The organism is Microbispora siamensis, assembly GCF_016863095.1.
GTDB classification, from domain to species: Bacteria; Actinomycetota; Actinomycetes; order Streptosporangiales; family Streptosporangiaceae; genus Microbispora; species Microbispora siamensis.
Map to the genome: position 1 here is coordinate 52,661 of NZ_BOOF01000023.1, position 18,850 is coordinate 71,510.

An 18,850-nucleotide genomic window follows, 5' to 3' on the forward strand; every position below is an offset into this window, starting at 1 on the left:
AAAGCCTGAGGAGGGCAGGGCATGCCGGTTCGCCCGCGATAATTGGTGATCGAGCCCCACCGTCGCGAGGAAGAGGGTCGAGTGAGCGAGCGCAGCGAGCGAACCAATAAACACAGCGCGTTTCGCGAAGTGCTGACCTGCGTGCCTCCGGCACGACGGAACTCCGAGCCGCCAGGCGAGGAGGTGGCATGAGCATGCGCGATCTCGTGTACAAGCTGTACGAGCGCAGGCTCGAACGCAAGCTGTCCTCCGACCAGATCCCCCGCCATGTCGGCGTCATCGTGGACGGCAACCGCAGGTGGGCGCGGGCCATGGGCCTGCGGGACGTCAGCCGGGGCCATCAGAAGGGCGCCGACAAGATCTCCGAGCTGCTGGTGTGGTGCCGCGAGGCCGGGGTCGAGTACGTGACGCTGTGGCTGCTCTCCACCGACAACCTCGCCAGGGACAAGGCCGAGCTCGAGCCGTTGCTCCAGGTGATCGAGAACCTCGTGCAGGATCTCGTTGACCAGGGATGGCACCTCAACCCCATGGGCTCGCTCGACCTTCTGCCCGATCACACGGCTCGTGTCCTCAAACACGCAAAAGAAACCACATCGCATCGTCCAGGCCTGATTGTGAACGTTGCCGTTGGGTATGGAGGAAGGCGTGAGATCGCTGATGCGGTGCGCTCCCTCCTCCAGGAGCACGCCAGCAAGGGCGCGAGTATCGAGGACCTCGTCGAGGTCCTCGACGTCGAGCACATCGCGGAGCATCTCTACACGCGCGGCCTGCCCGACCCGGATCTCGTCATCCGGACCTCGGGAGAGCAGCGACTCTCCGGATTCCTGCTCTGGCAGAGCGCCCACTCCGAGTTCTACTTCTGCGAGGCCTACTGGCCCGACTTCCGCAGAGTCGACTTCCTGCGGGCGCTCCGCTCGTACGCCGCACGGCACCGTCGGTACGGCTCCTGAGACGGTACGTGACCAGCATCTTTTAGCCTGCGTAAACCTATTGGGCTGGGGAGATTCGTTACGTAACGTAGTAGCTGAGCGGCCGTCGAGGGGATCGGCGGCCATCACCTCGGGAGAGGGCCCGTCCTTGCGCGACCACCATGCGAGGAGGGCCGGAGCCCCGGTCTGCCCTCGCAGGTCACGGGCCCGGTCCGTTCACCACCAGTCAAGGCAGGGCGCCCACCTCAGGCGCCCGGGGGAGAACGCGTGGCAGTGTCCTCGAGCAACCCGTCCACATCCCGCACCTACGTTCTGGACACGTCCGTCCTGCTCGCCGACCCGGCGGCGATGAGCCGCTTCGCCGAGCACGAGGTCGTCGTCCCGATCGTCGTCATCACGGAACTGGAGGCCAAGCGCCACCACCCCGAGCTCGGCTACTTCGCCCGGGAGGCTCTGCGCTTCCTCGATGACCTCAGAGTGCGGTACGGACGGCTGGATGAGCCCATGCCGATCGGCGACGGGAACATCCGGGTCGAGCTGAACCATAGTGATCCGTCCTGCCTCCCGGCGGGCTTCCGCCTGGGTGACAACGACACCCGCATCCTCACCGTCGCGCAGAACCTCGCGGCGGAGGGCAAGGACGTGGTGCTGGTGTCGAAGGACCTGCCGATGCGGGTCAAGGCGGCGTCCATCGGCCTGGCCGCGGAGGAGTACCGCGCCGGCATGGTGGTCGAGTCCGGCTGGACCGGCATGGCGGAGCTCCAGGTCACCACGGAGGAGATGGACGCCCTCTTCGAGTCCGGCACGGCCGACATCGACGAGGCGCGCGACCTGCCGTGCCACACCGGCCTGCGGCTGCTGTCGAGCCGCGGCTCCGCGCTCGGCCGCGTCCTGCCGGACAAGTCGGTACGTCTGGTGAGAGGCGACCGTGAGGTCTTCGGGCTGCACGGCCGGTCGGCGGAGCAGCGGATCGCGCTCGACCTGCTGATGGACCCCGACGTCGGCATCGTCTCGATGGGCGGCCGCGCCGGCACCGGCAAGTCCGCGCTGGCGCTGTGCGCGGGCCTGGAGGCGGTGCTCGAGCGCCGCCAGCACCGCAAGATCATCGTCTTCCGCCCCCTGTACGCCGTGGGCGGCCAGGAGCTCGGCTACCTGCCCGGTTCGGAGAACGACAAGATGGGCCCGTGGGCCCAGGCGGTCTACGACACGCTGGGCGCGGTGACGTCCCCCGAGGTCATCGAGGAGGTCATCGACCGGGGCATGCTGGAGGTCCTGCCGCTGACCCACATCCGCGGCCGTTCCCTCCACGACGCCTTCGTGATCGTGGACGAGGCGCAGTCGCTGGAGCGCGGCGTGCTGCTGACCGTGCTGTCCCGCATCGGGGCCAACTCGCGGGTCGTGCTCACCCACGACATCGCCCAGCGCGACAACCTGCGGGTGGGCCGGCACGACGGCGTCGTCGCCGTGGTGGAGAAGCTCAAGGGCCACCCGCTGTTCGCCCACATCACGCTGACCAGGTCCGAGCGGTCGCCGATCGCCGCCCTGGTGACCGAGATGCTGGAGAACATCACGCTCTGATCCGTCACGGAGGGAGATGGCCGTCCTTGGGGGCCAGATCCCAGAACTCCCGGCAGGTGTGGACCTTCAGGGGGCCGTTCCTGTCGGGAGTCGCGTGAGCGATCTCCACGGCCCAGATCTCCGGGCGCAGCCGCGCCGTACAGGTGATCTGGGCCATGGCGGTCCTGTTGATCTTCCAGCCGCTCACGAACAGCCGTACGCGCAGGCTGAGGGTGTTGTCGGGGTCGTTGCGGCTGCCCGCATCCGGGGCGTACCTGACGAGCTGCACCTGGGCCAGCGTGAGCCCGGTCAGCGCGGTGGACAGCCGGTTCGACGGCCGCCCGCTGGCCGCGAACAGCGCGTCCAGCACGTCGTTGACGTGCGGCGAGCGCGCCGCGACCCGCGTGGGCCACAGCCGTCCGTCCCGCAGCAGGTAGATCGTGACGAGGGTGGGGGTGCCGCTGATTACCGGAGCGGGGCCGGCGTCGACCACCCCGGTCGGCACGACCCCGCAGGCCGCCGACGCCATGAGCAGCCCCGCGAACAGGGCCGCGACCGCGCGTCCGATTCGTCTCCTCATGGTTTCGGGATCCAGACGCGGAAGAGGGTGCCGGGTTCGCAGCGCTCGGCCGTGATCGAGCCGCCGTGCAGTTCGGCGTTGGCCTTGGCGATGGCCAGGCCGAGGCCGCTGCCCACGCTCCTGGCCCGGTCGGTGCCCGCCTTGTAGAAGCGGTCGAAGACGTGGGGGAGGACCTGCTCGGGGATGCCGCTCCCGTGGTCGCGCACGGTCACCTCGAGCGCTCCGTGCTTGTCGCCGCCGACCGCCACCCGCGCGCTCACCACGACGGGAGGCGCGCCGTGGTTGAGCGCGTTGCCGACGAGGTTGGCCACGATCACGTCGAACCTCCGGGCGTCCAGGGAGAACGTGAGCCCGACGGGCACGGTGAGCTTGACCCGGTCGGCCCAGCCCCGCACCTCCAGGCAGTCGGCCAGCGCGTCGCCCACGTCGACGGTCTCCCGGCGGAGCGTGGCGGCGCCCGCGTCGAACCTGCTGATCTCGATGAGGTGCTCGACCAGCACCCGGAGCCTGTCGATCTCGCGGACGACGATCCGCACGGCCTCCCCCGCGTCGTCCGGCAGGTCGTCGGCGTCCTCCGACAGCATGTCCGTCACCGCGGTCATCGCGGTCAGCGGTGTGCGCAGCTCGTGGGAGACGTCCGCGACGAACCGCCGCGACATCGACTCCAGCGTCCGCAGCTCGGAGACCGTGTCCTCCAGCGCCGCCGCCGTCTCGTTGAACGTCGCGGTCAGCTCCGCCAGCTCGTCCCTGCCCCGTACGGGGAGGCGGACGTGCAGCTCACCGGCGCCGAGCGCGCGGGCGGCCGCGCCCAGCCGCCGTACGGGCAGCAGCACCCGCCGGGCCGACAGCAGGGCCAGTGTCAGCGCCAGGGCGAGCGTGATGCCTCCGGCCTGCGCGAGGGCGGCCTTGAGGCGGGACAGCACGGCCGCCTCCTCCGCCAGCGGCACGAAGACGTAGGCCGTCAGGCCTGTCGGGCGCAGCACGCCGTCGCGGGTGGCCCGCTGGATCTGCGTGGCGACGATCAGCCACGGGTGGTCCCTGAGCACCACCCTCTGGTAGACCAGCCGCCGGGCCGCCTGCCAGCGGAGCTGGTCGGGCACGTCGCTCATGGTGAAGCCGGCCCCGGTGTTGGAGCGCCGGTGGTCGCCGTAGGTGACGATGACGGTCCGCTCCGGGGCCTCGAGCGCCTGCACCACCCCGCCGAGGTCCTCCTCGGTGACGGTGGTGTCGCTCGGCCAGACCACGTCGCTCGCGCCGATCGGCAGCGTGATCCTGGACAGCGTCTCGCGTACGTCGGCGACCGCGCCCCGCTCCGCGCGCTCCAGGAGCCCCCGGCGGACGATCTGGTAACCCAGGCCCGCCACCATGGCGGACGCGGTGACCGCCACCAGCAGGAAGGTGATCACCAGCCGGGCCCGCAACCCGGTGGGCACCCAGGTCATGGCGGGCTGAAGCGGTACCCGAAGCCGCGCACGGTGTGGATGTAGACGGGATCGGCGGGCACCGGCTCGATCTTGGCCCGGATGCGCTGCACGCACGCGTCGACCAGCCGTGAGTCCGCCACATGGGTGTGGTCCCAGACGGCGCGCAGGAGGTAGCGGCGGTTGAGCACCTGGCCGGGGTGGCGGACCAGTTCGAGCAGCAGGCGCAGCTCGGTCGGGGTGAGGTGGATCTCCTTGCCCGCGAGGCTCACCTTGAGGGCTCCGCGGTCGATCACGAGGTCGCCGAAGGTGAGCCGGTCGGGCGAGGCCGACTCCAGGCGGCGCAGGATGGCGCGGATGCGGGCGTCGAGCACCCGCGGCTCGACCGGCTTGACGACGTAGTCGTCCGCGCCGGCCTCCAGCCCCACCACCACGTCGAGGTCGTCGCCCCTGGCCGTGAGCAGGATGATCGGCAGCGGGTCGAGCCTGCGGATGCGGCGGCACACCTCGACCCCGTCGATGCCGGGCAGCATGACGTCCAGGATCGCGATCTCGGGGCGCCGGGAGCGTACGTGGTCGAGGGCCTCCTCGCCGGTGGCGTACGCGGTCACCGAGTGGCCCTGCCGGGTGAGCGCGAGCTCGAGTCCGGCACGGACCGAGGGGTCGTCTTCGACCAGGAGGATGCCTGCCACCCGGTCATTATGGTGCGGACCCCACCAATTCCCCTATTTGTCACGACCTTGTGACCTGGTCCGGACGCCGTTGTCAAGAAGCGGGAGCAGGCTGGTGCCGGGCACCCATGCCTCTCCCTGTGGCGCAAAGTGTGAGCAAAATCACATTGTTGGGGAAAGTCCATGTGATCGGCGGTCGGGTCAAGACGTCACCAAACAGGTACCACGATTCGGTTGCGGAGCACCCCCCACCACAGGGCAAGCTCATAAGCCGTGAGCTCTGGTCAGCAGTTGAAGGATCGCCCCCGCGCCCCCCGCTCCCGGCGGGGAGGAGACGAACGCTCCGGCTCCGGCTGGCTGACCGCCAAGCGGATCGTGATCCTCGGCGTCAGCGTGGTCGTGGTGGTCGGCGGGGCGACCTTCGTGATCCGTACCTCGATGGAGCACAACAACGCTCCCAAGCAGGTGCTGGGCCCGGACAGCTTCCTCGCTCTCGACCCGAACGCGCCCGACCCCGAGTCCGACATCCTCAAGGAGCAGGCGGTCCAGGCGCTGCGCAAGGACAGGCTGCAAAGCACCCGTGAGGACCGGAAGAAGGGGCTCGACCCGGTCGAGATCGTGCAGAAGGCCCCCGGCGGCGGCGGCTTCACCCCGGCCGACTTCCCGCCCGGCTCCACCCCGGACCCCGGCAGCAACAAGGCCCTCGGCAAGCAGATGGCGGAGGCGCGCGGCTGGGGCGGCGAGTGGGGCTGCCTGGAGAAGCTGTGGGACAAGGAGAGCCACTGGAATGAGCGGGCCATGAACCGCTACAGCGGCGCCTACGGAATCCCCCAGGCGCTTCCCGGCAGCAAGATGGCGAGCGCGGGCTCCGACTGGCAGACCAACCCCGCCACCCAGATCAAGTGGGGTCTCGGCTACATCGCCGGCCGCTACAAGACGCCCTGCGGCGCCTGGGGGCACTCCCAGTCCACCGGTTGGTACTAGTCGCGGCACTGGTCCGCGAAACTCTGGTCAGGGTTTCTCGACCTTTCGGCAAGCCCGCGCGTACGGCGGGGGTCGCACTGCACCCTTGGCCTCATGGGTGTGAAGGTCAGCGTGGTTATGCCCGTGTCCAACCCCGGGCTGTCGAACGACGCCTTCGGCGCGTGTGTGCGCTCGGTGCTGGAGCAGTCGCTGCCGCCGGACGAGTACGAGGTCGTCTTCGCGGACGACGGGTCGACGGACGGGACCCGCAGGCGGCTCGACGCCATCGCCGAGCAGCGCGACAACGTGCGGGTCCTGCACCTCGACCACAGCGGCTCGCCCGCGCGCGGGCGCAACGTCGGCCTGTCGGTTGCCCGCGGCGAGTACGTCTACCTGCTCGGCCAGTACGACAGGCTCGAGCCGCACGCCCTGGAGCGGATGTACGACAGGGCCGTGGAGACCGACGCCGACGTGCTGATCGGCAGGCTCGCCGACCAGGGGCCGCCGCCGGCCGCCTTCGCCCGCGACCGGGACCGGGCCGACGTGCTGCGCGACCACCTCCTCGCGCTGCCGACGGCGCACAAGCTGTTCAGCCGCGACTTCCTGGAGACCTGCCAGCTCCGCTTCGCCGACCGGCCGCTGTCCGAGCAGGCCTTCGTGACCAGGGCGTACCTCGCCGCGAAGGTGATCGCCGTGCTGGCCGACGAGATCTGCTGCCACCTGGGCCCGCACCAGGAGGAGGGGCCGGACGCCGAGGCGCTCTTCGACGGCCTCAACGCGATCTTCGATGTGGTGGACGCCTACACCGAGCCGGGCGCGCAGCGGGAGCGCATCCAGGCCCACTGGTATCGGACGCTCGGGCTGCGCCGTCTGGCGGGCGCGCGGTTCCTCGCCGCGGAGCCCGACGAGCGGATGGTCCTGTTCTCCTTCCTGCGCCGCTTCACCCTCGACCGCTTTCCCGCCGCGCTCGACGTCCACCTGCCCGCGCACCTGCGCGCCCGTACGGCGCTGCTGCGCCAGGACCGCCTCGACGCGCTGGTCGCGCTCGCCGAGGCGTCCAGGGGCGCCAGGCTCAGCGCGGAGCTGCGGGATCTGCGCTGGGATCAGGGCGTGCTGCTGCTCGACCTGAGCGTGGAGATCCTGCGGGCCGGGGGCGCTCCGCTGTGGCTGCGGCAGCGGGGCGACCGGCTGCTGTGGACCCCGCCCCCCGGAGTCGAGGGCCTGCTCGACGGCCTGCTCGACGACGAGGGCGCCGACGTGACCGACGCGGTGCGCAGAGCCCGCGTCGAGGTCTGCGTCCGCCACGTGGAGACCGGGGTGGTCCACTCCCTGCCGGTCACCTGCTCGGTGGGCCGTGCGGGCCTCGGGGACCAGACGCGCGGCGACCAGGTGCGCGTGTGGGTGACCGGCCAGGCCCGCCTCGACGCCGGCGAGGCGGCCCTCGGGCGGCCGCTGCCCGCCGGGCTGTGGGAGGTCCACGTGCGTATGCGGGGCGTCCAGGCGGGCCGCACCCGTGTGGCCCGCCCCGCCCTGCCGATGAGCTGCGCGGGCGCGCTCGCCGGCGAGCCCAGGCGGCTCGTCGTGCCCTGCTGGTCGGAGCGCGGCGAGCTGGGCGTCTGCGTGGAGCCGAAGTCGTTCCCCGAGTCGATCGCGCTGGTCTCGTCCCGGGCCACCGTGGCCCGGCAGGACGGGCACGTCTTCGTCGTCGTCCCCGTGCCGTACGTGCCGCCGAGCGGCGGGCCGCCGGCCGAGCTGGTGCTGCGCGAGCAGGACGGGCGCGGGCGCAGCATGATCGTGCCCGCGCTGGTCGAGCCGGGGATACCCGGCCGGGTGGCCGGGCAGCTCGTCGCGCGGGTGCCGGTGAGCCGGATCGGTGGGGACGACTGCCTCGGCCCGGGGTCCTGGCGGCCCGCGCTGCGGGTCGACCAGAAGGACGTGGACCTGCTGTTCGGGCTGACGGTGCGCCGTGGCGGGCAGGTGTCCGTCCTGCCCGCCGGGGCTTCGCCGCAGGCCCCCTCACTGCTGCGGCGCCTCGCCGTCCGCGTCCTGCGCGACCGCCGATAGCTGTTCCGCCGACTATCCGCGCAGGTGCGCGAGCAGGGCCGTGCGGAACTCCGCCGGCCTGTCGAGGTGCGGGCCGTGGCCCGCGCCCTCGACGACCACCTCCCGGTAGGCGCCGTAGCGGTCCAGCGCGGCCCGCGTCTGGGTGACCATGGGCTGCGCGGGCGTGCCGTCCCAGCCGGGCACGGCGCCGATCGCCCCCAGGTGCGCGAGATCGAACAGCGAGGTGTCCGAGACGATCACGTCCTGATCGCCCCTGATCCACAGGATGGGCGGCTTCGGGTCGATCTCGTGCAGGTCGTCGATGCGGAAGTTCGTCGGCGCGATCGTGTTGAGCACGCCCCGCTTGCCGGGGGCCACGCCCGGCCAGGCGTCCGAGGGCAGGGAGTCGCCCGGGTAGTGGTCGTCGCCGATCCGGGTGGACAGCATCGACTCCACGAACGCGTCCTCCTCCTCGCCCAGGTCCGTCCCCGCGGCGACGTACGTGGCGCGCAGCACGTTCCGGGGCGAGACGGGGGAGTCGGCCGACCGGTCGCCCGCCTGGAGCGCCGCCACGAACTCGGGGTTGGCCGCGCCGCCGCCGGAGCCCACGCCGTCGGGGCTGGTGAGCACGCCGTCCGGGCCCGTGGTGCCGCCGAAGCCGTACGGCGAGACGGGGTTGACCAGCGTCGCGCTCAGCACCGCCGTGGGCCGGTCGCGCATGGCCTGCATGACGACCCCGCCGCCGAGGCTCCAGCCCACGAGGTGCGCCGGCCCGATCCGGTCGAGCAGTGCCAGGACGTCGTCGGAGTAGTCGCGCACACCTCGGCTCGCGTCCACCGGCTCCGGGTCGGAGTCGCCGAAGCCGCGCAGGTCGAGCGCGTACGGACGGAACCCCTCGGCCGCGATCGCGGTCATCGTCGAGTGCCAGAACGCGCTGGAGGAGACGTTGCCGTGCACGAACAACACCGGGTCGCCCGACGAGCCGGGCACCGACAGGACGTTGAGGGTCAGCCGGGGAGTGCTGACACGCTCGGCGGATATGGGCAGGGTCATGGTGTTGCTCCCAGTGTGCAGGTGTTCTCGAGGTCGCCCGTGGCCGGGCGAGGCAGGGTGGCGCTCGGGGGCGGCGGCGTGCCCGTGCCGATCCACGCCTCCAACGCGGTGAACGCGCTGCGGAAGCACGGCAGCAGGGGCCGCAGCCGGTCGGGGAAGGCCGGATAGAGGCTGTCGACGTGGGTGCCGTCCTCGATGCGGTAGTAGCGCAGCAGCCGGTCCCGGTGCCGGTCGGCGATCATCTTGGCGTAGACGTCCGAATCCTCGCGGATCGGCAGCAGCGCGTCCAGGGTGCCGTGGACGACGATCAGCGGCCGCTTGATCTTTCCGGTGACGCTCACCCGCGCGACCGCCTGCTTCACCGCCGCGGGCCTCGAGGCGTAGTCGTAGTCGGTGTCGCAGCCGGGCGTGCCGGAGGCGCAGAACGGCGTGCCCGCCTCGGCGTCGCCGTCGTAGGTGGGGTCGAACTCCTCACGGAAGACACGCTGGGTGAAGTCCCAGTAGTACTGGTAGTGGAACGGCCACAGGAAGTCGGACTCGGGCGCGAAGCCCGCCGCCGCGACCCCGGCCGTGTCGCCCTTCGCGTACGCGCGCAGCGCGGGCGGCAGGAACGTCAGCAGGTTGGGCCCGTCGGCGGTGAAGAGCGTGCCCTCCCAGTCGACGCCGCCGTCGAACAGGTCGGGACGGTTCTCGATCTGCCAGCGGACCAGGTAGCCGCCGTTGGACTGGCCGGCCGCGATCGTCGTGCGGGCCGGCCTGCCGTACCGCTGGCGGACGACGGCCTTGGCGGCGACCGCGAGCTCGCTCACCCGGCGGTTCCACTCGGCCACCGCGTCGCCGGGCCGTACGCCGTCGCGGTAGAACTGGACGCCGGTGTTGCCCTTGTCGGTCGCGGCGTACGCGTAGCCCTTGGCCAGCGCCCAGTCGGAGATCGTGAAGTCGTTGGCGTAGGTCTCCCGGTTGCCGGGCGACCCGGCGACGACCAGTCCGCCGTTCCACCGCTCCGGCAGCCGGATCACGAACTGCGCGTCGTGGTTCCAGCCGTGGTTGGTGTTGCCGGTGGAGGTGTCGGGGAAGTAGCCGTCGATCTGCACGCCGGGCACGCCGCTGGGGTTGACGGCGCCGGGGGAGTTGAGGCCCGACCAGTCCGACTGGTCGGTGTGGCCGGAGGCCAGCGTGCCCTTCGTGGTGAGATCGTCGAGGCAGGCGATCACCTGCTTCTGCGCGCCCGGCACGATCACGTTCGGGCAGGCGGCGGCCTCGGACGGGATGGCGGCGGCCAGGGGGAGGGCCAGCGCCAGTGCGGCCAGCAGGACGGAACCGGGGCGCATCAGGCCTCCTTCACGATCGCGGCGGTCTTGGCGGCGCCCGAGGTCGGTTCGATGGCGGACAGGTCGCGGTCGCGGGTCTCCCTTGAGGCGATCACCGCGATGATCGTGAGGATCGCCGCCGCCACCACGTAGACGGAGACCGGCACGCTCGATCCGTACGCGTCGAGCAGGGCGACCGCGATCAGCGGGGCCACGCCGCCGGCCGCGATCGAGGCGAGCTGGTAGCCGATCGAGACGCCCGAGTAACGCATCCGGGTGGCGAACAGCTCGGAGAAGAAGGCCGCCTGCGGGCCGTACATCGCGCCGTGCAGCAGCAGGCCGACCGTCACGGCCACGGTGACCAGGGCGAAGTTCTTGGTGTCGATCAGAGGGAAGAACGCGAAGGCCCACAGGCCGACGCCGACGGCGCCGAGAAGATAGACCGGCCTGCGGCCGATCCGGTCCGACAGGGCGCCCCACAGCGGGATCGTGACGAAGTGGAACGCCGAGCCGATCAGCACCGCGTTGAGCACGGTGCCCTTGGGCAGGCCCGCCGCCGTGGTGCCGTACACGAGGACGAACGCGGTGATCACGTAGTAGGAGACGTTCTCGGCCATCCGGGCGCCCATCGCCACCAGCACGTCCCGCCAGTGGTGGCGCAGCACGCCGAGGATGGGGGCCTTGGGCGCGGGCTCCTGCCGCTCCAGCGCCTCCTGGAACACCGGCGACTCGGCGACCGTCAGCCTGATCCACAGGCCGATCAGCACGAGCACGCCGGACAGCAGGAACGCGACCCGCCAGCCCCAGGCGAGGAAGGCGTCGTCGGGCTGCACCGCGGCCAGCAGCGCCAGCACACCGGTGGCGATCAGGTTGCCGCCGGGAGCGCCGGCCTGCGGCCAGGACGCCCAGAAACCGCGGTTGCGAGGGTCGCCGTGCTCGGAGACCAGCAGCACCGCGCCGCCCCACTCGCCGCCGAGGGCGAAGCCCTGCACCAGGCGCAGCGCGGTCAGCAGCAGGGGCGCGCCGGCGCCGAGGGCGGCGTACGTCGGCAGGCAGCCGATCAGGAACGTCGACCCGCCCATCAGGAGCAGGCTGATGACGAGCAGTCGCTTGCGGCCGAGCCGGTCGCCGTAGTGACCGAAGACCAGGCCGCCGAGGGGCCGGGCGACGAAGCCGACGGCGTAGGTGAGGAACGCCAGCAGGGTGCCGGTCAGCTCGTCCTCGGTGGGGAAGAACAGCTTGTTGAAGACCAGTGCGGCGGCCGAGCCGTACAGGAAGAAGTCGTACCACTCGATGGTGGTGCCGATCAGGCTGGCCCCGACGACCTTTCCGATCCGGGCAGGTGGGGTGTTTGCCATGGGAACTCCTCCGATGGGGGGTTCCGCACACGGTATGCAGTGACCGAGGTCACTCCTATGGGGTCCCGCCACACACCTCAGGCGTCCGGCATGTGGGTGCGCAGCCGGTGCAGCCGCAGGGCGAGCTGGATCTCCAGGGCGCGCTCGGGCTCCTGCCAGTCCTCGCCGAGCAACTGCCCCACCCGGTCGAGCCGCTGGGTCACCGTGTTGACGTGGATGTGCAGGGCCTCGGCCGTACGCGACAGCGAGCCGCCCGTGCCGAAGTAGGCGTTCAGCGTCTTGACCAGGGCGGTCCCCCGGCGCGCGTCGTAGTCGAGCACCGGCCCGAGCGCGCCGGACAGGAAGCCGGACACCTCGCGTCGCTCGCCCACCAGCAGGCCGACGAAGCCCAGCTCCTCGGCGCTCGCCCCGTCGCCCGTACGGCCCAGCGCCACCAGCGCCCCGGCGCAGCGCCGGGCCTCCTGATAGGCGGACGCCACCGCCGTCACCGGCCCGGAGGCCGGCGCGGCCCCCGCGGTCGCCGGGCGGCCGAGCGAGGCGCTCAACTCGGCAGCGACGCGCCGGGCCAGCGCGCCGGGCCGGTCACCGGGCAGCAGCAGCACCACCTCGTCGCCCCTGGCGGTGGCCAGGCCGTGCGCCAGCGTCGCCTGCGACGACGCCCAGAACGCGCCGCGCTCCCGCTGCCCGTCGTGCCGTGCCACGACCAGCACGTGCGGCGCGTCGAGATCGACGCCGAGCCGCCGCGCCCGGTCGTCCAGCCCGCGCAGCTCCGGGCGGGAGACCAGGTCGTCGAGCAGTTCGCCGCGCACCCGCCCCTCCGCCTCGGCCACGCTGCGGCGGAACAGCAGCAGCAGCGCGGTGACGATCGCGGCGCGCTCCAGGATCCGCTGGTCGGTGTCGGACACCGGGTGGTCGGTCCGCAGGACCAGCGTGCACAGCGGCGCCGCCCCCACGTCCACCGAGGCGACGTACGCGTCGCCGCGCTTGACCGTGCGGCCCAGCGCGCGCGAGGACTGCGCGGCGTCGAACACGCCCGTGTCCAGGTCGCCGGACTCGCCCACGAGAGGGCGGCCCTCGTCGTCCAGCACGGTCAGGCGGCCGCCCAGCACCTCGGTGACGACCGCGGCGACGTCCTCGACCCCGCCGCCGCGCAGCACGAGGCCGGTCATCCGGTCGTGCGCGTCGGCGGCCCGCTCGATCGACTCGCTGTGCGCCCTGATCAGCGTGTTCGCCTCGCTCAGCTCGGCCAGCGCGGCGCGGGTCTCCTGCAGCAGCCGGGCGGTGTCGATGGCGACCGCGGCGTGCGCCGCCAGCGAGCACAGCAGCGCCACCTCCTCCTGCGCGAACGGCCTGGCGCTGCGGTTGGCCGCGAACAGCACGCCGATGACCTGCGTGCCGAGGCGCAGCGGCACCCCGAGGATCGCCACCAGGCCCTCCTCGTGGACGGCCACGTCGATCGTGTTCGTGTGCCGGAACCTCGGGTCGGCGAAGTAGTCCGCCGTGTTGTACGGCGTGCCGCTCTGCGCCACCAGCCCGCCCAGCCCGGCGCCCATGGGCAGCCGCAGCCGGCGGAAGCTCGCCGAGATCGACCCGTCGGTCACCCGCATGTAGGTGTCGCCGCGCTCGGGGTCGTTCAGCGTCATGTACGCGATGTCGGTCGCGAGCAACTGCCTGGCCCGGTGCACGATGGCCTCGAGCACCGCGTCGAGGTCGCGCAGCCCGGCCAGGTCGCTGGCGGTGTCGAACAGCGCCGACAGCTCCGCCTCCCGCTTGGCCCGCCGGCGCAGCACCGCCCGCACCTGCAGCGCCGCGACCTTGGCCCGCTCCAGCTCCTCCAGCGTCGCGGAGTCGGCCCCGGCCGCCCGGGCCTGCAGGATCGGGCCCTCGAACTCGACCGCCGACGCCTCGCGGGCGAGCAGGTCGAGGTAGGCGCGGGCGCCGTCCGTGCTCTTCGGGGCCATCGCGGTCTTCGGGGCCGTCCCGTTCTTGGGGGGCGTCGCGTTCTTGGGGGCCGGAGTGGTCAGCGCGCGCTCCATCCTCCGTCGATGGGGATCGAGACGCCGGTGACGAACGATCCCTGCGGGCCGCACAGGTAGGCGACCATCTCGGCCACCTCGTCCGGCTCGATCAGCCGCTTGATCGCCGCGGGGGCGAGCATGATCTGCTCCACCACCTCGTCGTCGCTGATCCCGTGGGTACGCGCCTGGTCGGCGATCTGGTTCTCCACCAGCGGCGTGCGGACATAGGCGGGGTTGACGCAGTTGGAGGTCACGCCGTGCGGCGCCCCTTCGAGGGCGATCACCTTCGACAGGCCCTCCAGCGCGTGCTTGGCCGTCACGTAGGCCGCCTTGAACGGCGAGGCGCGCAGGCCGTGCACAGAGGAGATGTTGACGATCCGGCCCCAGCCGCGCTCGTACATGCCGGGCAGCACGTCCCGCACGAGCAGGAACGGCGCCTCGACCATCACCCGCATGATCTTGCCGAAGATCTCGGGCGGGAACTCCTCGATGGGGGCCACGTGCTGGAACCCGGCGTTGTTCACCACGATGTCGGCCTGGAGGCGGGTGTCCGGCGAGGGCGGGAGCTGGCCCCGCCAGGCCACCAGGAACTCCGGATCGGACAGGTCGACGGCCACCGGAGTGCCACCGATCTCGGCGGCCACCTTGTCCGCGGCCTCGGCGTTGATGTCGGCGACGACGACGTGCGCGCCCTCGGCGGCCAGGCGCCGGGCACACGCCCGTCCGATGCCGCTCCCCGCGCCGGTGACGAGGGCCGTACGCCCTTCAAGGCTCATGCTGCCTCACGATAGGAACCAGGTTCCGCCCGGCACATGGCGGCCGGCGACATAGATGCCCACCCTCCTATGTGGGGCGGCTCATGGACAGCACGTCCAGCGCCTGGTCGAGTTGCTCCTCGGTCAGCGCGCCGCTCGCCACGTGGCCGCGCTCGATGACGACCTCCCGGATCGTCTTGCGCTCCTTCAGCGCCTGCTTCGCGATCCTGGCGGCCTCCTCGTACCCCACGTACCGGTTGAGCGGGGTGACGATCGAGGGCGATGACTCGGCGTACTCGCGCAGGCGCTCCACGTTGGCGGTGATCCCGCCGACGCACCGGTCGGCGAGCAGCCGCGACACGTTGGCCAGCAGCCGGATCGACTCCAGCACGTTGCGGGCCATCACCGGCAGCATCACGTTGAGCTCGAACGATCCCGAGGCTCCGGCCATCGTGATCGCGGCGTCGTTGCCCACGACCTGCGCGGCCACCATGGTCACGGCCTCCGGGATCACCGGGTTGACCTTCCCCGGCACGATCGACGAGCCCGGCTGCAGGTCGGGCAGGTTGATCTCGGCCAGCCCGGCGCGCGGGCCCGACCCCATCCAGCGCAGGTCGTTGGCGATCTTGTTGAGCGAGACGGCGATCACCTTGAGCATGCCCGACAGCTCGACCAGGCCGTCACGCGCGCCCTGCGCCTCGAAGTGGTCCCTGGCCTCGGTGAACGGCAGGCCGGTCGTCCGGCTCAGCTCGGCGATCACGGCCTGCGCCCAGCCGGGGCCCGGCACGTTCACGCCGGTGCCCACGGCCGTGCCGCCCAGCGGCAGCTCGGCCAGGCGCGGCAGCGCGGCCTGGAGCCGTTCGAGCGCCAGCTCGATCTGGGTGGAGTAGCCGCCGAACTCCTGGCCGAGCGTGACCGGCGTCGCGTCCATGAGGTGGGTGCGGCCCGACTTCACCACGTCGGCGAACTCGGTCGCCTTCTCCTCCAGCGCGGTCGCCAGGTGCTCCAGCGAAGGCGTCAGCTCGTGCACCACGGCGTACGTCGCCGCGACATGGATGGAGGAAGGGAAGACGTCGTTGGACGACTGGGCGGCGTTGACGTGGTCGTTCGGGTGGACGGGCCGGCCGAGCCGCTCCTGCGCCAGCGTCGCGACGACCTCGTTCATGTTCATGTTGGACGAGGTGCCCGAGCCGGTCTGGAAGACGTCCACCGGGAACTGGTCGTCCCAGCGTCCCTCGGCGACCTCCTCGGCCGCCTCCTGGATCGCTTGCGCCATGTCCTTGTCGATGACGCCGTACTCGGCGTTGACCTTCGCGCAGGCGGCCTTGATGCGGGCGAGCGCCGCGATGTGCGCGGGCTCGAGCCCCCGGCCGGACACCGGGAAGTTCTCCACCGCCCGCTGCGTCTGGGCCCGCCACTTCGCCCGGGCGGGCACCCGGACCTCGCCCATGGAGTCGTGCTCGATCCGGAATTCGTCCATGTCTCAGTCCTTCAGCCTCTCCCTGTCGCATCGTTCCTGCCCGGATGCGCGCCCTCTGAACGGCCGGTCTCGACCAACATCGACTGCTGGGCGGCTTCGGCCAGGGTGTCGAGTACCGGGTTGCAGAGGAAGTGCGCGATATCGAGGATCTCCTCACCCGATCCCGCAACCGCGACCGCGCCCGAATCCCACCTGAGATTGAAACCGCCCACTCGCTGGTATCTCCCGGCGCCGATGTACCGGATGAGCAGGTCGTGATGGTCACGCTGGAGCACGCGTTCGACCTGGAAGCTTCCGATCAAGGAGTCGGAGTCGGCTCCGCTGAACCGTGAGTGCCACAGGGACGCCAAGCGATACCAGGCACGATGGGGGAGCTTGTGGTGGGGAAAGAGCCGGCTGCCCGCTATGCCGTCGGCGATGAGCGAGGCGAGGATCACCAGGTTGGCCGTGTAGTGGGCGTACCGGGTGATGAAGGTCGACTTCTCGGGCTGGTACCCGGGGTGGCTGTCGCCGGTGCGGGTCTCGGCGGCGTGCAGCAATCGGACGAGCAGGTCCACGGCCGGCTCGCGGTCGAGGGCGGGCAGCAGGTCGCGGAGGAACCCCACGATCGGCTGCCGCCCGGTCAGCACGGAGAACGACAGCAGCGCGTACAGGAGCCCGTCGTCCGGTTGGGGCCGGCCGAAGAACGGATCGGCCGCGGCCGCCGTCTCGCGGGCGACCATGCCGCGCAGGACATCGCGCGTCATCCGCGCGACGAGGTACTCGCCGAAGGTGGCGTGCAGGAACTCGTACGTCTGGAGTTCGGCGCCGTCCCTTTCCGCGGACGCCTGGTGGACGAAGAAGAACTTCCCGATCACCCGGTCGGCCCGGGAGAGGGGTGCCTGGAAGCTCGTCGTCTGGGCCGCCGGAGCCGGGAGCAGCGCGGCCAGGTCGCCGTTGAGGTCGTCCGTCGTGACCCACTGCCTGCCGCGGTTGAACATCGCGAACGCCGCGACGGCCAGGGTGCGCAGCTCCGTCTCCACGGCCTGCGCCGCCGCCGTCTCCGGCAGTCCCGGCTGGTGCTTGTCCACCTCGCGGCGGGCGAAGCGGGTCAGCAGCCGCTCGTACAGCTCCGCCTGGCTGAGCCCGGTCTCGCCGCGCTGCAGGGCGTTGGCGTCGGCGTCGTACAGCGCGAGCATCAGCAGCAGCAGCGGTTGCGACGCCAGGTCGCCGTGCGCCAAGGCCGTCTCGGGTGGTAGGGGTTTCAGCCCGTACGCGGTGAAGTACTCGTCGTTCGCGGCGTTCCACACCGCCAGCCACCGGCGGACCTGCTCCTCCTTGAAGGGTTCGAGCCGGATCGTCAGGCATCCGGGCGGGAAGCGCATCCGGTCGGCGACCGCCGTACGCGTGGTGACGAGCACGACCGCGGGGCGGCCCAGCTCGGCCTCCCTGCGCTGGAAGTCGGCCACGCGGCTCAGGTAGTCGGATCGATGGACGCCGGTGGCCTGGAGCAGCTCGTCCAGCCCGTCGAGCATGACGACCGGCAGCGCGCCGTCCGCCGACCGGGTCAGCTCCGGCCAGCTCAGGTGCTCACCGACGGCCTCCCGCACCGCGGCCTCGATCTGCTCCTGGATCGTCCCGTCGGCCGGCACCTCCCGCAGCGGCACGCGCACCGGGAGATAGTCGCCGTCCGGGAGGCGACCGGCCAGGATCTTGGTGAGCACGGACTTTCCCGCGCCGGGCTGGCCCAGCACGACCAGCGGCATCCTGGTGGCCTCGGGCGAGGTGAAGTAGCGGGCCAGGAAGCCTGCGATGTCGTCGCTCGGCTCCCTCTGGTCCCACCACCATTCCGCGCTCGGATCGGCCTGCTCGCCGTACACGGCCGGCCGGAAGTCCGGGTTCACGTACGCCTCGACGAGCGTGGGCATGCGCATGCCCGAGGGGACCTCGCCGGACTGCGCGATCGGCCGGTCCAGGACGGCCCGTAGGGCGCGCGACAGCGTGTGCCGGTGCTCCGGCGTCCTGGTGCGGGCGGCGACCTCGGTGAGCAGCCTCTCCAGCTCGCCCAGCCCTGTGGCGAGTCGCCGCCGCTCGATCGTGTCCCGCCAGAGCGCGAACTCGGGGATGTCCAGAGCCAGCCGCCGGTGCAGTTCCTCGTACCTCCGGCAGGCGGTCTCGGGCAGTTCCTCCTCGATCGCCATCGTGGCGCGCGCCCATTCGGTCGCGTCCAGACGGTCACGGACCGCCAGCCCAGAGACGAACCCGGTCAGTGCCGTGGCGAGCCTGCGGTAGTACGCGCCGATCGAGTCGAGCATGTCCGCGTAGGAGCGATCGGCCCGGAAACCGGCCGGCTCGATCGTCATCAGCGTGTGGACGAACGATTCCTGACCCGCGCCGGACCCGGCCAGCGCCGCCTGCTCGTCCCGGTCGAGGCGGAGATCCTTCGGGTCGAACGGCAGGGGCAGCTCGTCAAGGGCCTCGAAGAACGCCGCCACGACGAGGACGGCCTGTGCGGCCTCCAGCCGGGCCGTACGGTCGTACCGGTTCAGGCCCGTCACCCGGTCGCGAAGCCTGCCGGTCGCCTCGCCCGCCAGCCGTACGGCCTCGTCCTTGACGTCGAACAGCGACAGCACCGGCACGGCCTCGATCAGGGTGCCGGTGAGGGCCTTCGCGACCTTGCTCTCCTGTCCGAGCAGGCGCACCGCGTCGGCGTAGCCGATCCCTTTGCGCACC

General features: G+C 71.6%; 14 protein-coding genes. 4 read left to right on the top strand and 10 right to left on the bottom strand.

All coding sequences use genetic code 11. The features are described from left to right. The first annotated feature begins 188 nt into the window (after nucleotides 1–188). A complete protein-coding gene (locus Msi02_RS19805; protein ID WP_079315659.1) occupies nucleotides 189–950 on the top strand; it encodes an isoprenyl transferase in 762 nt (253 codons plus the stop codon). A gap of 246 nt (nucleotides 951–1,196) precedes the next feature. Next, complete coding sequence (gene phoH2, locus Msi02_RS19810) at nucleotides 1,197–2,507, top strand: RNA 5'-3' helicase PhoH2 (RefSeq protein ID WP_079315658.1); 1,311 nt, start codon at nucleotides 1,197–1,199, stop codon at nucleotides 2,505–2,507. A 4-nt stretch (nucleotides 2,508–2,511) separates the two neighbouring features. Here the strand turns inward: phoH2 and Msi02_RS19815 are convergent, their stop codons facing one another. The 3 genes from Msi02_RS19815 to Msi02_RS19825 are packed head-to-tail and all read right to left on the bottom strand — an operon-like array spanning nucleotide 2,512 to nucleotide 5,179. Further along, nucleotides 2,512–3,066 carry a hypothetical protein gene (locus Msi02_RS19815; RefSeq protein WP_204049721.1) on the bottom strand — a complete coding sequence of 185 codons (555 nt, stop codon included), beginning with the start codon at nucleotides 3,064–3,066 and terminating at the stop codon, nucleotides 2,512–2,514. After that, nucleotides 3,063–4,508: a sensor histidine kinase gene (locus tag Msi02_RS19820; protein ID WP_079315656.1), complete on the bottom strand. Its 1,446-nt coding sequence runs from the start codon at nucleotides 4,506–4,508 to the stop codon at nucleotides 3,063–3,065. Before Msi02_RS19820 ends, Msi02_RS19815 begins: the two co-directional genes overlap by 4 nt. Further along, complete coding sequence (locus Msi02_RS19825; RefSeq protein ID WP_079315655.1) at nucleotides 4,505–5,179, bottom strand: response regulator; 675 nt, start codon at nucleotides 5,177–5,179, stop codon at nucleotides 4,505–4,507. The genes Msi02_RS19820 and Msi02_RS19825 overlap by 4 nt, the downstream gene beginning before the upstream one ends. 252 nt (nucleotides 5,180–5,431) lie before the next feature. Between Msi02_RS19825 and Msi02_RS19830 the strand changes: the two genes are divergently transcribed. Both Msi02_RS19830 and Msi02_RS19835 read left to right on the top strand, forming a co-directional pair. Next, complete coding sequence (locus Msi02_RS19830) at nucleotides 5,432–6,142, top strand: aggregation-promoting factor C-terminal-like domain-containing protein (RefSeq protein ID WP_239108544.1); 711 nt, start codon at nucleotides 5,432–5,434, stop codon at nucleotides 6,140–6,142. Nucleotides 6,143–6,235: 93 nt separating this feature from the next. Beyond that, on the top strand, nucleotides 6,236–8,185 hold the full coding sequence (locus Msi02_RS19835; RefSeq protein ID WP_204049722.1) for a glycosyltransferase family 2 protein: 1,950 nt from the start codon (nucleotides 6,236–6,238) through the stop codon (nucleotides 8,183–8,185). 12 nt (nucleotides 8,186–8,197) lie between these two features. Here Msi02_RS19835 and Msi02_RS19840 read toward each other — a convergent pair whose 3' ends face one another. From Msi02_RS19840 to Msi02_RS19870, 7 genes are all read right to left on the bottom strand, one after another. Further along, the gene (locus Msi02_RS19840) at nucleotides 8,198–9,217 is read right to left on the bottom strand and encodes an alpha/beta fold hydrolase (protein ID WP_079315652.1); all 1,020 of its coding nucleotides are present in this window, start codon (nucleotides 9,215–9,217) and stop codon (nucleotides 8,198–8,200) included. Continuing rightward, entirely contained in the window at nucleotides 9,214–10,548 is a 1,335-nt protein-coding gene (locus tag Msi02_RS19845) for a 3-hydroxybutyrate oligomer hydrolase family protein (RefSeq protein ID WP_204049723.1), read from the bottom strand. The genes Msi02_RS19840 and Msi02_RS19845 overlap by 4 nt, the downstream gene beginning before the upstream one ends. After that, complete coding sequence (locus Msi02_RS19850; protein ID WP_079315651.1) at nucleotides 10,548–11,885, bottom strand: MFS transporter; 1,338 nt, start codon at nucleotides 11,883–11,885, stop codon at nucleotides 10,548–10,550. Before Msi02_RS19850 ends, Msi02_RS19845 begins: the two co-directional genes overlap by 1 nt. A gap of 77 nt (nucleotides 11,886–11,962) precedes the next feature. Beyond that, complete coding sequence (locus Msi02_RS19855; RefSeq protein ID WP_204049724.1) at nucleotides 11,963–13,921, bottom strand: helix-turn-helix domain-containing protein; 1,959 nt, start codon at nucleotides 13,919–13,921, stop codon at nucleotides 11,963–11,965. Then, nucleotides 13,906–14,679: a 3-hydroxybutyrate dehydrogenase gene (locus tag Msi02_RS19860; protein WP_079320997.1), complete on the bottom strand. Its 774-nt coding sequence runs from the start codon at nucleotides 14,677–14,679 to the stop codon at nucleotides 13,906–13,908. The genes Msi02_RS19855 and Msi02_RS19860 overlap by 16 nt, the downstream gene beginning before the upstream one ends. 67 nt (nucleotides 14,680–14,746) lie before the next feature. Next, nucleotides 14,747–16,138 (bottom strand): class II fumarate hydratase, encoded by a 1,392-nt coding sequence (locus tag Msi02_RS19865; RefSeq protein WP_204049725.1) that lies wholly within the window; start codon nucleotides 16,136–16,138, stop codon nucleotides 14,747–14,749. A gap of 11 nt (nucleotides 16,139–16,149) precedes the next feature. Beyond that, a complete protein-coding gene (locus Msi02_RS19870) occupies nucleotides 16,150–18,849 on the bottom strand; it encodes an NACHT domain-containing protein (RefSeq protein WP_204049726.1) in 2,700 nt (899 codons plus the stop codon). Nucleotide 18,850 lies beyond the last annotated feature (1 nt).

What these genes read in the sequence shown, in the direction of transcription:
- Msi02_RS19805 (WP_079315659.1), top strand. Translation starts at nt 189, where the DNA reads ATGAGCATGCGCGATCTCGTGTACAAGCTGTACGAGCGCAGGCTCGAA.
- Msi02_RS19815 (WP_204049721.1), bottom strand. Translation starts at nt 3,066, where the DNA reads ATGAGGAGACGAATCGGACGCGCGGTCGCGGCCCTGTTCGCGGGGCTG.
- Msi02_RS19820 (WP_079315656.1), bottom strand. Translation starts at nt 4,508, where the DNA reads ATGACCTGGGTGCCCACCGGGTTGCGGGCCCGGCTGGTGATCACCTTC.
- Msi02_RS19835 (WP_204049722.1), top strand. Translation starts at nt 6,236, where the DNA reads ATGGGTGTGAAGGTCAGCGTGGTTATGCCCGTGTCCAACCCCGGGCTG.
- Msi02_RS19840 (WP_079315652.1), bottom strand. Translation starts at nt 9,217, where the DNA reads ATGACCCTGCCCATATCCGCCGAGCGTGTCAGCACTCCCCGGCTGACC.
- Msi02_RS19845 (WP_204049723.1), bottom strand. Translation starts at nt 10,548, where the DNA reads ATGCGCCCCGGTTCCGTCCTGCTGGCCGCACTGGCGCTGGCCCTCCCC.
- Msi02_RS19850 (WP_079315651.1), bottom strand. Translation starts at nt 11,885, where the DNA reads ATGGCAAACACCCCACCTGCCCGGATCGGAAAGGTCGTCGGGGCCAGC.
- Msi02_RS19855 (WP_204049724.1), bottom strand. Translation starts at nt 13,921, where the DNA reads ATGGAGCGCGCGCTGACCACTCCGGCCCCCAAGAACGCGACGCCCCCC.
- Msi02_RS19860 (WP_079320997.1), bottom strand. Translation starts at nt 14,679, where the DNA reads ATGAGCCTTGAAGGGCGTACGGCCCTCGTCACCGGCGCGGGGAGCGGC.
- Msi02_RS19865 (WP_204049725.1), bottom strand. Translation starts at nt 16,138, where the DNA reads ATGGACGAATTCCGGATCGAGCACGACTCCATGGGCGAGGTCCGGGTG.